This is a genomic window from Burkholderia sp. COPS (assembly GCF_019425585.1).
Lineage (GTDB): Bacteria > Pseudomonadota > Gammaproteobacteria > Burkholderiales > Burkholderiaceae > Burkholderia > Burkholderia cepacia.
On record NZ_WIXR01000019.1, the window covers coordinates 191,620 to 204,657 of the forward strand.

A 13,038-nucleotide genomic window follows, 5' to 3' on the forward strand; every position below is an offset into this window, starting at 1 on the left:
TTCTCGTGCGGCACGCCGCGCGCTATCCGGATTTTTCCCCGGCGGGGACGGGACTATCCGATTCTTGCGAAACTTTCGACAAGCCTGACAAAGATCAATATCATCCTTTCAGGATATCTCGCTCACAAGAGAAACCGATGTGGCACGACGCGCATCCGCGGCCAGCTGATGTGCTGCGCGAAAAACGCCACGCAGGAGACGCCCCATGCCCCTCACCCCGAATGCGGACGCATTGTCCGCGCTGTATCGGAATTGCGTGTTCCGATCCGGCCTGCGCACGGATGCGCACGAGCAGGTCTCGCTGGAACTGGCCGAGCATGCGCTGCGCTGGAAGCAGGGCGTACCCGACGCAGCGCTGTTCAAGGGGCAACTGAATCACCTGAGCGTCTACGCGCTGCAGTACGGCGCCGAGGTCGAAGTCGCCCCGCGCCCGTTCGACGGCTTTTCGCTCGTTCACACGTCCCTCGCGGGCGGCGCCGAAATCGAGTGCGACGGGCACGTGATGGGCGTGTCCGAAGGGCGCACCGCCGTACTGGCACCGACGTCGCGCGTGCGCCTCCGCTGGCGAACCGGCACCCGGCAGCTGATCGTCAAGGTGCCCGATTCGCTGATGCGCGCAGTCTGCGGCCGCCGGCCCGACGACGCGGCGCCCGGCCTCGCGCCAGGCTTCCTGTTGCCGACGGCGCTTGCGTCGCAGTGGGATCTGATCGCGCAGTCGCTGCTCAACGTGCTCGCCGTTGCCGACGACGGCGGCATACGGGCCGAATGGCGCGACCACTTCGAACAAAGCCTCGCGCTGTTCCTGCTCGTGCATTGCCCGCCGTCGCCCGCCGCCGTGCAAGCCGGCCCGGCGCTGCAAGCGCGCGGCGCCCCCGCGCAAGCCGGATCGCGCGGCGACATCCGGCAGATGGATGCGCTGCACGAATTCATCCACGCGCGGCTCTGCGCGCCGATCTCGCTCGAGGATCTCGCCCGCGCGGCCGGTGTCAGCCTGCGGACGCTGAACGTGCTGTGTCGCCGCTATCACGGCACGACCCCGATGGAGCTGCTGCGCAACATCCGGCTGGACGCCGCGCGCGTGCAGTTGCTGACCGACCCGGCCGCCAGCATCACCGATACGGCGCTGACGTTCGGCTTCGGGCACCTCGGCCGCTTTTCCGCCTACTACTTCGCCCGCTTCGACGAATTGCCGCGCGACACGCAGAAGAAGCGGGCGCCGAACTGAACCCCGCGGCGCCGAACGCGCGGTTACCACCGCAGTCGCCGCCGCTCGCCATCGCCGCAGCCACCGCTTTACGCGCCGGGCATTCGCCCGCATAGTAGTGGTTTTCCCGCACCCCACCCTGTCGCTCCGTCGCCATGTCCATCTCGCCAGCCGCCTGCGTCGTCCGCGACGCGATCGACGCCGATCTCGACGCGATCCACTCGATCTATGCGCACCACGTGCACCACAGCGTCGCCTCCTTCGAGGAAACGCCGCCCGACGTCGCCGAACTGCGCGCGCGCCGCGACGCGGTACTGGGCCTCGGGCTGCCGTACCTCGTCGCCGAATGTGACGGCCGCGTGGCCGGCTACGCATACGCGACGCCGTACCGTGCGCGCAGCGCGTACCGCTTCACGATCGAGGATTCGATCTACATCGACGATGCGCAGCGCGGGCGCGGGATCGGCCGCGCACTGCTCGCGGCGCTGATCGAACGCTGCGAGGCCGGCCCGTGGCGGCAGATGATCGCGGTGATCGCCGATGGCGGCACCGGCGGCTCGACGTCGCTGCATCGCGCGTTCGGCTTCGAGCCGGCCGGCATGCTGAAGGCGGCCGGTTTCAAGCACGGCCGCTGGATCGATACGGCGCTGCTGCAGCGCCCGCTCGGCGACGGCGCACGCACGCTCCCCGTCTCGCCATAAGGTCCGGTCATGCGAACGACCGGCTCGCGCCGGCCCTTCATGCGCGTGAACGGACCCTGGCGCGCCACGTCGCGCTAGAATGGCCGCATGTCAAAACAGACTCATTCCACACCCGACGAGGCCGCGCCGGACTCCCGCAACGAGTACACGGTCGACGAGCTTGCGCGCGTGTCCGACACGACCGTGCGCAATGTCCGCGCGTACCAGGATCGCGGCTTGCTCGCGCCGCCCGAAAAGCGCGGCCGCGTCGGCATTTACGACGACACGCACGTCGCGCGCCTGAAGCTGATCAACCACCTGCTCGCGCGCGGCTACACGCTGTCGAACATCCAGGACCTGATCAAGGCGATCGACGAAGGCCACGACCTGCGCTCGATCCTCGGCCTCGAAAACGCGATCGGCGGCCGCTGGTCGCACGAACTGCCGAAAACCTATTCGCTCGCCGCGCTCGCGCAGATGTTCGGCCCGCAGGCGACCACGCAGCTGTCACGCGTCACCGAACTCGGCCTGCTCGAACGGCGCGGCCTGTCGTTCGTCGCGAAGAGCCCCGCGCTGCTCGAAGCGGCAGCCGCGATGACGAAGGAAGGCATCCCGCCGCGCGAACTGCTCGACGTGATCAGCCTCGCGCGGCCGCATTTCGACGCGATCGCGCGGCTGCTCGTCGATCTCGTCGTGAAGCGGCTCGACCGCTACGACGCCGGCACGCTGCCGCCCGCCACCGACGTGCCCGAGCTGGTCGACGCGATCTGGCGCCTGCGCCCGCTCGCGGCCGTGTTCGTCGAAGGCGAGACGAACCGCGCGCTGGAAACCGCCGCGAGCGCGTATCTCGGCGGCCGCGTCGCGACGATCCTCGACAAAAAGCTCAGCGACGAGGCCGCGCGGCAGTCCGGCACGCCGGCATCGGAACACGACGACGAAGCATAGGCGCGCCGCCGTCATATTCATATCGGCAATGCTTCGTTTGCGGGCGCGATCGCCCATGCGACGATTCTTCCAACCGAGCGGCACCACCGCTCGCCCGAAGACGTTTTGCATGGAGTCCGTTCGATGATTCGTTTCACCCGCTGGATCGCCCGCACCGCCGCCGTCACGCTCGTCACGCTGTCTGCGGCATCGGCCTTCGCACAAGGTAGCGCCGACAAGGTCGTGCGCATCGGCTACCAGAAGGCCGGCCTGCTGTCGGTCGTCAAGGCCCAAGGTTCGCTCGAAGCGCGGCTCAAGCCGCTCGGTTACGGCGTCCAGTGGTTCGAATTCCCGGCCGGGCCGCAGCTGCTCGAAGCACTGAACGCGAACAGCATCGACTTCGGCTACACGGGCGCGCCGCCGCCCGTGTTCGCGCAGGCGGCCGGCGTGCACTTCGTCTACGTCGGCGCGGAACCGCCGGCGCCGCACAACGAAGCCGTGCTCGTGAAGGCCGATTCGCCGATCCGTTCGGTTACGGGCCTGCGCGGCAAGAAAATCGCGCTGCAGAAGGGCTCGAGCGCGAACTACCTGCTGCTCGAAGCCTTGCAGAAGGCCGGCGTGCGCTACGACGAAATCCACCCCGTGTACCTTGCGCCGGCCGACGCGCGCGCCGCGTTCGAAAGCGGCAACGTCGATGCGTGGGTCGTCTGGGATCCGTACTACGCGGCCGCGCAAAACACGCTGAAGGTACGCACGCTGTCCGACTACACGGGCCTTGCGGCGACCAACAACTTCTACGAAGCGACGCGGGACTTCGCGCAGCAGCATCCCGACGTGGTCGGCGCGATCCTGAAGCAGGCGCGCGAGACGGGCCTGTGGGTCAACGCGCATCCGGCCGACACCGCCGCGCTGATCGCGCCGAAGGTCGGCCTGCCGCAACCGCTCGTCGAGACGTGGATCAAGCGTGTCCCGTTCGGCGCGGTGCCGATCGACGACCGGATCGTCGCGGCCCAGCAAGGCGTCGCCGATGCGTTCTACGCGGCGAAGCTGATTCCGCAGAAGCTGAGCGTGGCCGACAACGCGTGGAGCGACAAGAGCATCGCATCCGCGCTCGCCGCGAAGTAGCGCGAACCCACGCTCGCATACGTCCATACGAAAAAGGCCGACGGGCATGCTGCCCGCCGGCCTTTTCTGCATTGCCCGACGTTGCGGAATCGGGGCGGCGAGCAACTGCCCGCTTCGCCAACGTCCCCGCTCCGCGCGTCCATTGCCCGGTTGCTCTACGTGGTCACGTGCCGGCCGATGGTGTCGGCAGCCGTCCGGCCGTTCGTCGCCTGCGCCTTCTTCGCATCACGTTGAGCTTCCGGGCGGGCGGCGCCGAAGACCGGGAAACGCGCTTCCTCAAAGATCGTCGTTCGACGACAACCACCCGGGTTCATATGCACCCAGTGCACGTGCCGGATAAAACCATCGCAGCGGCGCATCGTCGATCTGCAATGGCGGGCGAAGCCGCGATGCCGGCCCCCACGATGTGAGCTCGACGTGGTCCGCCCGATCTCGCTGACCGTCGGCGACCAGTTCGACCACCTCGCTCATCGGCTCCGGGCGCAACTGCAAGACGGCCGCCGTGCGCGCCAGCGAGGCGCGGACCTCGGTACCGACACCCTGCGTCATTCGCGTCGTCAGCCCGCGGATGGCGGCCGTCGCCATCAGGTAGCCCGTCGCATGGTCGATCGCCTGGACCGGCAGGTTCACCGGTTCATCGCTGCCCGTCACGCGCATGCCCGCCTCGGCGATTCCCGTGCTCATCTGAATGAGGCTGTCGAAGCCGCGCCGGCAATGCCACGCGCCGGTCCAGCCATAGGCGTCGAGCGACACGTCGATGAGCGCGGGATTCAGTTCGCGCCGTTGCGCGGCATCGAGCCCGAGGCGCGCGAGCGCATCCGGCCGGTAACCGTGCACGACGATATCCGCGCGGCGCAGCAACTGCCTGAGCGTATCGAGATCCGCGGCATCCTTCAGGTTCAGCCGCGCACAGCGCTTGCCGAGGACGACTTCGGGCACCGTACCCGGTTCTTCCCAGCCGTACGGATCGATGCGCAGCACCTCGGCACCCAGGCCCGCGAGAAATCGTGTCGCCACGGGGCCGGCGAGAATGCGCGTCAGGTCAAGCACGCGAATGCCACGCAGCGGCCGGTCGCTCGAAGGACGCCACGCATGCGCGACGGCATCCGTCGCGGGATGAACGTGCAGCAACGGTTCGGTTGCGACCGCCTGCCCCTGCGGATGCCCGGCCCACTCCTGCGCCGAGTACATCGCCGCGGCACACCCGCCGCGCTCGACGATCGCCGCCTCCAGCGCACCGGCATCCCAGCGACTCACCGCCTGCGCGACCGACTCCGCATCGGCGGCACAGCCGAGTACCGACAACGCGGCCAGTCGATGATGCGGCGCGTTGGTGTGCAACCTGATCCAGCGATCGCGCGCCCGATAGTTGCCGGCCACCGGATCCCATTGAGGCGGCATCGTCCAGCCCTGCGGACGCAGCGACGTGCCGAACCACAGCGACGCCATGCGCCGGTCGACCTGTACCGCCGGCAACGTTCCTGCCGACGCATGCAGCAATTCGGCGACGGAGGTCCCCGCCGCCCCGATTGCCGCCGCGGCCATGTCGGTTACGCGAAACGCGGAGACCAGTTCTCCGGCGCCGCTGAAGCTGCACGATTCGAGAAACGCCGGAGAGCCGCCGGCCGCCAGCCAGAACGTCCGCAGATGGCGCGACACCCGATCCTCGTCGTCCGTGGCCCGTTCCCGCGATATTCGATCGACACGCATGTTCGCCTCGCATGAATTAGGTGACGCAAAGATCGTCTCGCTCGCATTTGCTGTCAACGTTGATTATCCTGATCAACCTGTCGAACGATTCACTCTGCGCACGATGTCGACCTACCTGAATTCGACCGACGCCGCGGCAAGGCTCGGCGTCTCGCGGCAAACGCTCTATGCGTACGTCAGCCGCGGCCTGCTTCGCGCGGAACCCGGCGGCAGCCACCGTGAAAGCCGCTACCTCGCGGCCGACGTCGACCGGCTCGCGGATCAACGCGCACGAGGCCGCAAGCCGAAGGAAGTGGCAAAGGCCGCGCTGAACTGGGGCGCCCCGGTGCTCGAATCGAGCATCACGTTGATCGACGGCGGCCGGCTTTTCTATCGCGGTATGGATGCGCTCGATCTCGCGAGCCGGGCGAGCCTCGAGGAAGTCGCGGCGCTGCTATGGCGAAACGACGAGCAGACCGCTTTCGGCCGCCAGGCCGCCGCTACGCCCGCGATACTGCGAACGCTCTTCAGGCACTACGCCAATCAACGTGCCGAGCAGGCGCTGCTGCCGCTCTTCACCGTCGCGAGCGAGGACGCGCCGACGGCGATCTGGCAGCAATCGTCCGATCGTCACGCACAGGGCTGCGGCGATCTCGTACGGATTCTGGCGGCATGCCTGCTGCGCACCCGGATCGATACGGCCCCCGTCCACGTGCAATGCGCGCGGGCGTGGGGCGTCGGGCCCGCAGGCGCTGAGCTGATCAGGGCGGCGCTCGTGCTGTGCGCGGATCACGAACTGAACGCGTCGAGCTTCACGGGCCGGTGCATTGCGTCGACGAACGCGAGCCTGCGGGCCGTCGTGGTCGGCGGCCTGGCCGGGCTGTCGGGCGAACGTCACGGCGCCACCACGGCGCGCGGCGAAGCACTGTGGGATGAAATAGGCAATAAGGATGTCGAACGGAAAATGAGCGAGCGTCTCGCCCGGGGCGACGGCTTGCCGGGCTTCGGGCATTCGCTCTATCCCGACGGCGACGTGCGCGCGACGTACCTGTTGTCGCGGATCCTGCCGCGCCATCCTCAATGGAACAGGATGCTCGATGCAGGGAGCGCGCTCACCGGCCAGAAGCCCTCCGTGGATCTCGCGCTGGTGGCACTGCGCAGACATTTGCGGCTTCCCGTCGGTGCCGCATTCGGCCTGTTCGCACTGGGCCGCTCGATCGGCTGGATCGCGCACGGGCTGGAGCAGCGCGCGCAATCCGATCTCATCCGGCCGCGTGCGGTTTATACAGGAACATGGCCGGTTGCCACCGGTGTCGAGCCGGATCGCGCGCGATCCCGCGGACGATCGGGAAAGCAGCGAGCGACGCAGCACCGCGCTGCTCCGGTCGACGACATGCTTTCCGCTTTCTTCAGGAATCGATAGCTTTTCGCTCGATGCCCCGGGCACGCAACATCGGTGATACGCGAATGCCTCGCCGGAGGACGAAGGCAGCCACCCGCTGACGTTTCGCGGATGTCGCCAACGGATCGGCAAGGACCTTCCACGGAATTCCCCGATGGCCCTTTGCCGGAGCCACCGGATGCAAACGGCAATCGGCACACCGCGCATCGAGCCGAGCCGACAACGTGCGCGCGCCGCGCCGCCGGCACGCGCGCACCCGGAATGCCTGCTTACTTCAGCGCCCCGCCACCTTCTTCTGCCGCCACAGACACAGCAGGTCACACGCAACATGCGCGGCCGCGATCGCCGTGATGTCCGCGTGGTCGTACGCAGGTGCCACCTCGACCACATCCGCACCGACCAGGTCGATCGCGCCGAGCGCGCGCACGATCGCGAGGGCCTGTGCCGACGACAGCCCGCCCGCGACCGGCGTGCCGGTACCGGGCGCGAACGCCGGATCGAGGCAATCGATGTCGAACGTCAGGTACGCGGGCCGCGCGCCGACGATGTCGACGATCCGCTCGACCGCCGCGCGCGCACCGTGGTCGTGCACCCACGCGGCATCGAGCCGCTCGATCCCGAGGAAATCGTCGTTCCACGTGCGGATGCCGACCTGCACCGACGTCGCGGGATCGATCAGCCCTTCCTTCACGGCCTTGTAGAACATCGTCCCGTGATTGAGGCTGTCCGGATCGTCGTCGGCCCACGTATCGCAGTGCGCGTCGAAATGGATCAGCGAAAGCGGCTTGCCGTAGCGCTCCGCGTGCGCGACCAGCAGCGGATACGTGATGTAGTGGTCGCCGCCGAGCGTCAGCATCTTCGCGCCCGAGCGCAGGATCGTGCGCGCATGCTCGACGATCGCGGGCTTGATCGACAGCGGGTTGTGCGCGTCGAACCAGCAGTCGCCGTAGTCGACGGCCGCGAGATCGTCGAACGGGTTGAAACCCCACGGATACGGGTGAAGCTCCGCGAGCTGCACGCTCGCCGCGCGAATCGCGGCCGGGCCGAGCCGTGCGCCGGAGCGATAGGTCGTCGCGAGGTCGAGCGGCACGCCGGAGATCGCGACGTCGACCCCGTCGAGCGCGCGCGAATAATTGCGGCGCATGAACGACAGCACGCCCGCATAGGTGTTTTCGATCGACGAGCCGTACGGCGTCGTGCGACGGATCGCGCCGTCGCCATGGAGAAGTTCGGTCATGGTCGGACCATTTTTCGTGGAGGCCGGCCCGCGCCGCGTTGCATCGGCGCGCGGAGCGGGCACGGCATGGATTCATCGGGCACGCACCGGCTTGCGCATCCTGTCACGCGGCCGGGCGGAACAACGACAACGGCAATACCGCGGCGATCATAACAAGCCGAATCGATGTCGTTGCCCCTGCTCGACCGGGGCAACACGTCGAAGAAACCGGGTGAAGGCGTTCGCCCGTCGTGCGCGCGGCAACGCCGGACCGCCACGGCTGCGGCCAGGCGCCTTTGCGTACCCTGCCTGCCGCGTCCTAGAAGGGTTCGCCGGTTTTCCCGCGCCCGTTCTTCCGGATAATGGCCGGCAGCCGCGCCCTCGACCGTGCGCCGTCCACCGCAGACAACAACAAACCGGAGACACCCGCCTTGATCGCCACGCTTCCCGCCACCTACCGCCGGCTCTGGCCGCTCGCCGTCGTCGCCGCGCTGCTGTACGGGCTGTCGCTCGCTGCCGCCCCCTATCCCGGCCAGGCCGCCGCGAAAGCCGTGATGGGCATCCTGCTGCTCGCGGCGGGCAGCACCTGCGGCGCGGCGCGCGAACGCGCGTGGCTGTGCGCGGCGCTCGTGACCGCCGTGCTCGGCGACGTGCTGCTCGCGCTGCCCGACTGGCCGCTGTCGTTCGTCCTCGGCCTCGGCGCGTTCCTGCTCACGCACCTGTGCTATTGCGCGATCTTCATGCGCTGGCGCGCACGGCCGCACGGCTGGCGCGTCGTCGCGCTCGTCGGGCTGTGGATCGCCGCCCCGGCGTTCTACGTGGCGTTCTTCCCGCACCTCGGCGAGCTGCTCGCGCCCGTCGCCGTCTACATGCTCGTGCTCTGCGTGATGGCGAGCTTCGCGCTCGCGGCCCGCACGCGCGGCCCGCTGGTGGCCGTCGGCAGCCTGATCTTCGTCGGCTCCGATACGCTGATCGGCGTCGGCCGTTTCCTCGGCGGCTTTCCCGGCATCGAGTACCTGATCTGGGGCCTCTACGCGCTCGCGCAGGTCACGATCGTGGCCGGGGTTTTCCATGAGACGGCCGCCCAACCGATCCGTCCCTGATACCGTTTCAAACAGACCGCCGCATGCCGGCGGTCTCGTCCGCTCCCTCTCTTGCCCTGCCGACGGTCCTTTCCGCGCATTCCGCGAGGCGGGAACCGGCCCGTTCCAAACCCCGCTCAGCCTTTTCCAGCCTGGCTTCCGGCCCTTAGAGCGCCGCTTCTAGCCACTTGCGGTTTCCGGGTTCACCCACTATCGTTACATCAAACAATGTAACATTCGAAAATGAGCCAAATCGGAGACACCCGGATGAATGCTCGCACGTTGCCTTTCGGTCCGCCCGGCCACGACGGCCTGGACGAAACCATCGACATCGCCATCATCGGCACCGGCTTCGCCGGCCTCGGGATGGCGATCCGCCTGCGGCAAACAGGCGTGACCGACTTCGTCGTCCTCGAGAAGGCCGCGTCGGTCGGCGGCACGTGGCGCGACAATCATTACCCCGGGTGTGCATGCGACGTGCAATCACACGTCTATTCGTTCTCGTTCGCGCCGAACCCTCGCTGGACGCGCATGTTCGCGCCGCAGCCGGAGATCCGCGCCTACCTGGAAGACTGCGTGCAGCGCTTCGGGATCGGCGCGCACCTGCGCCTGAACCACGAACTGCAGCGCGCCGAGTACGACGACGCCGCGCAACGCTGGCGCCTCACGTTCGCGAACGGCAAGCGGCTATCGGCACGCGTGCTGGTGTCCGGGATGGGCGGCCTGTCGCGCGCCGCGCTGCCGTCGATTCCCGGCGTCGAGAACTTCAAGGGCCGCGCGTTCCACTCGCAGCACTGGGATCACGACTATGCGCTCGAAGGCAAGCGCGTCGCGGTGATCGGCACCGGCGCGAGCGCCATCCAGTTCGTGCCGCAGATCGCGCCGCGCGTGAAGGCACTCGCGCTGTTCCAGCGCACGCCGCCGTGGATCATGCCGAAGCCCGACCGCAACCTGACCGGGTTCGAGAAGTGGCTGTTCCGTACGCTGCCGTTCACGCAGAAGGCCGTGCGCAGCGGCATCTACTGGATGCTCGAATCGCGCGTGCTCGGCTTCGCGATCCATCCGTCGCTGATGAAGAACGTGCAGAAGCTCGCGCTGCGCCACATCCGCAAGCAGATTCCCGATCCGGAACTGCGCAAGATCGTCACGCCGAACTACACGCTCGGCTGCAAGCGCGTGCTGATCTCGAACGACTACTACCCGGCGCTGTCGCGCAAGAACGTCGACGTGATCACGACCGGCATCGACCACATCGAAGCCGACGCGGTCGTGACGACCGACGGCCGCCGCCATGAAGTCGACTGCCTGATCTACGGCACCGGCTTCCAGGTGGCCGATCCGTTTCCGCGCGGCGCGATCATCGGCCGCGGCGGGCTCGACATCGTCGACGCATGGCGCGACGGCGCGCACGCGTATCTCGGCTCGACGCTGCCCGGCTACCCGAACTTCTTCATGATCGTCGGCCCGAACACGGGCCTCGGCCACAACTCGATGGTGTTCATGATCGAGTCGCAGATCGAGTACATCCTCGGCGCGTTGCAGGCGATGCGTCGCGAACGCGCGGATGCGATCGAGGTGCGCCCGCTCGTCGAGGCGCAATTCAACAGCGACCTGCAGGGCAAGCTGAAGAAGGCGATCTGGTCGACGGGCGGCTGCAAGAGCTGGTACCTCGATCCGCGCACCGGCAAGAACACCACGCTGTGGCCGGGCTTCACGTGGCGCTTCCGCCAGGCGACCGCGCATTTCTCGATCGCCGATTACCACGCGTATCGCGCGCCGCAACTCGACACCACGGCGCAGCCCGCCGCCGCGCCGGCCGCTGCTGCTTCGACTTCGACTTCCGCCGAAGCGGCCTGAGCCAGACAAGGAGCAACCGACATGAGAGATTTCGCCAACAAGGTCGCCGCGATCACGGGTGCCGGCTCCGGCATGGGCCGCTCGCTCGCGATCCAGCTCGCACAGGCAGGCTGCCACGTGTCGCTCGCCGACAAGAACGGCGTGGGCCTCGCCGAAACCGAACGGATCGTCCGCACGATCGCACCGAACGTGCGTGTCTCGACGCGCGTGCTCGACGTCGGCGAGCGCGATGCGATGTTCGCGTGGGCCGACGACACCGCGAAAGAACACGGCAAGGTCAACCTGATCTTCAACAACGCGGGTGTCGCGCTGTCGAGCACGATCGAAGGGATGGACTACAACGATCTCGAGTGGATCGTGAACATCAATTTCTGGGGTGTCGTGCACGGCACGAAGGCATTCCTGCCGTACCTGAAGGCATCGGGCGACGGCCACGTGATCAACACGTCGAGCCTGTTCGGGATCTTCGCGCAACCGGGCATGAGCGGCTACAACGCGACCAAGTTCGCGGTGCGCGGCTTCACCGAATCGCTGCGCCAGGAACTCGACATGATGAAGTGCGGCGTCTCGGCGACCTGCGTGCATCCGGGCGGCATCCGCACGAACATCGCGCAGGCGAGCCGCGTGTCGAAGAACATGGTCGGCTTCATGGTCGCGAGCGAGCAGCAAGGCCGCGACACGTTCGAGAAGTTCTTCATCACGACCGCCGACGATGCCGCGCGCACGATCCTCGCGGGCGTGCGCAAGAACAAGCGCCGCGTGCTGATCGGACGCGACGCGAAGGCCGGCGACTGGATGGCGCGCGTGCTGCCGTCCGCGTACCAGGCGCTCGTCGTGTTCGCGACGCGCCGCGAGGCCGCCCGCGCGCGCCGTGACGCCGCGCGCGGCACGCCGGCACCCGCGCCGCTGCACGCCACCTACAACAATGCAGGCAATCAGGGAGGAGAACAATCATGACGACCCCGAACATGATGCCGGTGCGGCGCGACATCCGTTTCGCGCTGCCGCCGGAACGCGCGAAGGACTGGCATGTACAGGGCGTACCGGTCACGCACTTCATGAACGCGCTGTCGCTGCTGTTCCCGGCCGGCGAACGCTTCTTCATGGACTCGGTGCGCAACTATCGCGACCGGATCGAGGATCCCGAACTGAAGAAGCAGGTACTCGGCTTCATCGGCCAGGAAGCGATGCACACACGCGAGCACATCGAATACAACGACCTGCTGCAGTCGTCCGGCCTGCCCGCGCACAAGCTCGACAAGCGCCTGTGGACGATCCTCGGCTGGTTCAAGAAGGTGCTGCCGCATTCGATGCAGCTCGCGATCACGATCGCGCTCGAGCACTACACGGCGATCCTCGCGAACCAGTTGCTGTCGGGTCACGAGCACCGGATCGACGGCTCGGTCGAAGGCTACCAGCAGATGTGGATGTGGCATGCGATGGAGGAAACCGAGCACAAGGCCGTGTCGTACGACGTATGGACCACCGTGATGAAGCCGGGCCTCGGCAGCTACCTGCTGCGCACGGGCACGATGCTGACGACGACCGTGTTCTTCTGGACAATCGTGTTCGACTTCCACGTGCGCCTGATGCGCGCACACCGTCGCGAACACGGCAAGTTCGGCGGCATGTGGCGGCTCGTGAAGTACCTGTACGGCCCGAAACACGGCGTGTTCCCGAGCATCGCGCGCGAGTGGCTCGACTACTTCCGCCCCGGCTTCCACCCGTGGGACCACGACAACCACCAGTACCTGCAGGGGCTCGACACGCTGCTCGAGAACATCGACGCGACCAACGCGCGCTACGCCGCGCAAGCCGCCCCGCGCCGCGTGCCGCTGCACCCGGTTGCGCAGGCATGA

At 67.6% G+C, this 13,038-nt stretch carries 11 protein-coding genes; 9 read left to right on the top strand and 2 right to left on the bottom strand.

Annotated features, from left to right (window positions below):
- The first annotated feature begins 205 nt into the window (after positions 1 to 205).
- The 4 genes from FOZ70_RS19280 to FOZ70_RS19295 all read left to right on the top strand — a co-directional run bounded on the left by FOZ70_RS19280 (position 206) and on the right by FOZ70_RS19295 (position 3,933).
- Positions 206 to 1,225 carry an AraC family transcriptional regulator gene (locus FOZ70_RS19280; protein ID WP_219706502.1) on the top strand — a complete coding sequence of 340 codons (1,020 nt, stop codon included), beginning with the start codon at positions 206 to 208 and terminating at the stop codon, positions 1,223 to 1,225.
- A 134-nt stretch (positions 1,226 to 1,359) separates the two neighbouring features.
- Positions 1,360 to 1,905, top strand: a complete 546-nt coding sequence (locus FOZ70_RS19285) for a GNAT family N-acetyltransferase (protein WP_048022539.1) — start codon at positions 1,360 to 1,362, stop codon at positions 1,903 to 1,905.
- A gap of 87 nt (positions 1,906 to 1,992) precedes the next feature.
- Positions 1,993 to 2,829 (top strand): MerR family transcriptional regulator, encoded by an 837-nt coding sequence (locus FOZ70_RS19290; RefSeq protein WP_021156869.1) that lies wholly within the window; start codon positions 1,993 to 1,995, stop codon positions 2,827 to 2,829.
- 123 nt (positions 2,830 to 2,952) lie between these two features.
- Positions 2,953 to 3,933: a sulfonate ABC transporter substrate-binding protein gene (locus FOZ70_RS19295; RefSeq protein ID WP_048022540.1), complete on the top strand. Its 981-nt coding sequence runs from the start codon at positions 2,953 to 2,955 to the stop codon at positions 3,931 to 3,933.
- Positions 3,934 to 4,209: 276 nt separating this feature from the next.
- Here FOZ70_RS19295 and FOZ70_RS19300 read toward each other — a convergent pair whose 3' ends face one another.
- Positions 4,210 to 5,643 (bottom strand): CoA transferase, encoded by a 1,434-nt coding sequence (locus FOZ70_RS19300; RefSeq protein WP_219706505.1) that lies wholly within the window; start codon positions 5,641 to 5,643, stop codon positions 4,210 to 4,212.
- Between the two features lie 103 nt (positions 5,644 to 5,746).
- Here FOZ70_RS19300 and FOZ70_RS19305 point away from each other — a divergent pair, with 103 nt between their 5' ends.
- Positions 5,747 to 7,045 (top strand): citrate synthase family protein, encoded by a 1,299-nt coding sequence (locus tag FOZ70_RS19305; protein WP_219706559.1) that lies wholly within the window; start codon positions 5,747 to 5,749, stop codon positions 7,043 to 7,045.
- Between the two features lie 253 nt (positions 7,046 to 7,298).
- Here the strand turns inward: FOZ70_RS19305 and speB are convergent, their stop codons facing one another.
- Positions 7,299 to 8,261, bottom strand: a complete 963-nt coding sequence (gene speB, locus FOZ70_RS19310) for an agmatinase (RefSeq protein WP_059589102.1) — start codon at positions 8,259 to 8,261, stop codon at positions 7,299 to 7,301.
- Between the two features lie 410 nt (positions 8,262 to 8,671).
- Here speB and FOZ70_RS19315 point away from each other — a divergent pair, with 410 nt between their 5' ends.
- The 4 genes from FOZ70_RS19315 (at position 8,672) to FOZ70_RS19330 (ending at position 13,038) form a co-directional block, all read left to right on the top strand.
- On the top strand, positions 8,672 to 9,343 hold the full coding sequence (locus tag FOZ70_RS19315; RefSeq protein ID WP_219706507.1) for a lysoplasmalogenase: 672 nt from the start codon (positions 8,672 to 8,674) through the stop codon (positions 9,341 to 9,343).
- A gap of 246 nt (positions 9,344 to 9,589) precedes the next feature.
- A complete protein-coding gene (locus FOZ70_RS19320; RefSeq protein WP_060220334.1) occupies positions 9,590 to 11,179 on the top strand; it encodes an NAD(P)/FAD-dependent oxidoreductase in 1,590 nt (529 codons plus the stop codon).
- 21 nt (positions 11,180 to 11,200) lie between these two features.
- Positions 11,201 to 12,136: an SDR family oxidoreductase gene (locus tag FOZ70_RS19325; RefSeq protein ID WP_021156860.1), complete on the top strand. Its 936-nt coding sequence runs from the start codon at positions 11,201 to 11,203 to the stop codon at positions 12,134 to 12,136.
- The gene (locus FOZ70_RS19330) at positions 12,133 to 13,038 is read left to right on the top strand and encodes a metal-dependent hydrolase (RefSeq protein WP_021156859.1); all 906 of its coding nucleotides are present in this window, start codon (positions 12,133 to 12,135) and stop codon (positions 13,036 to 13,038) included. The genes FOZ70_RS19325 and FOZ70_RS19330 overlap by 4 nt, the downstream gene beginning before the upstream one ends.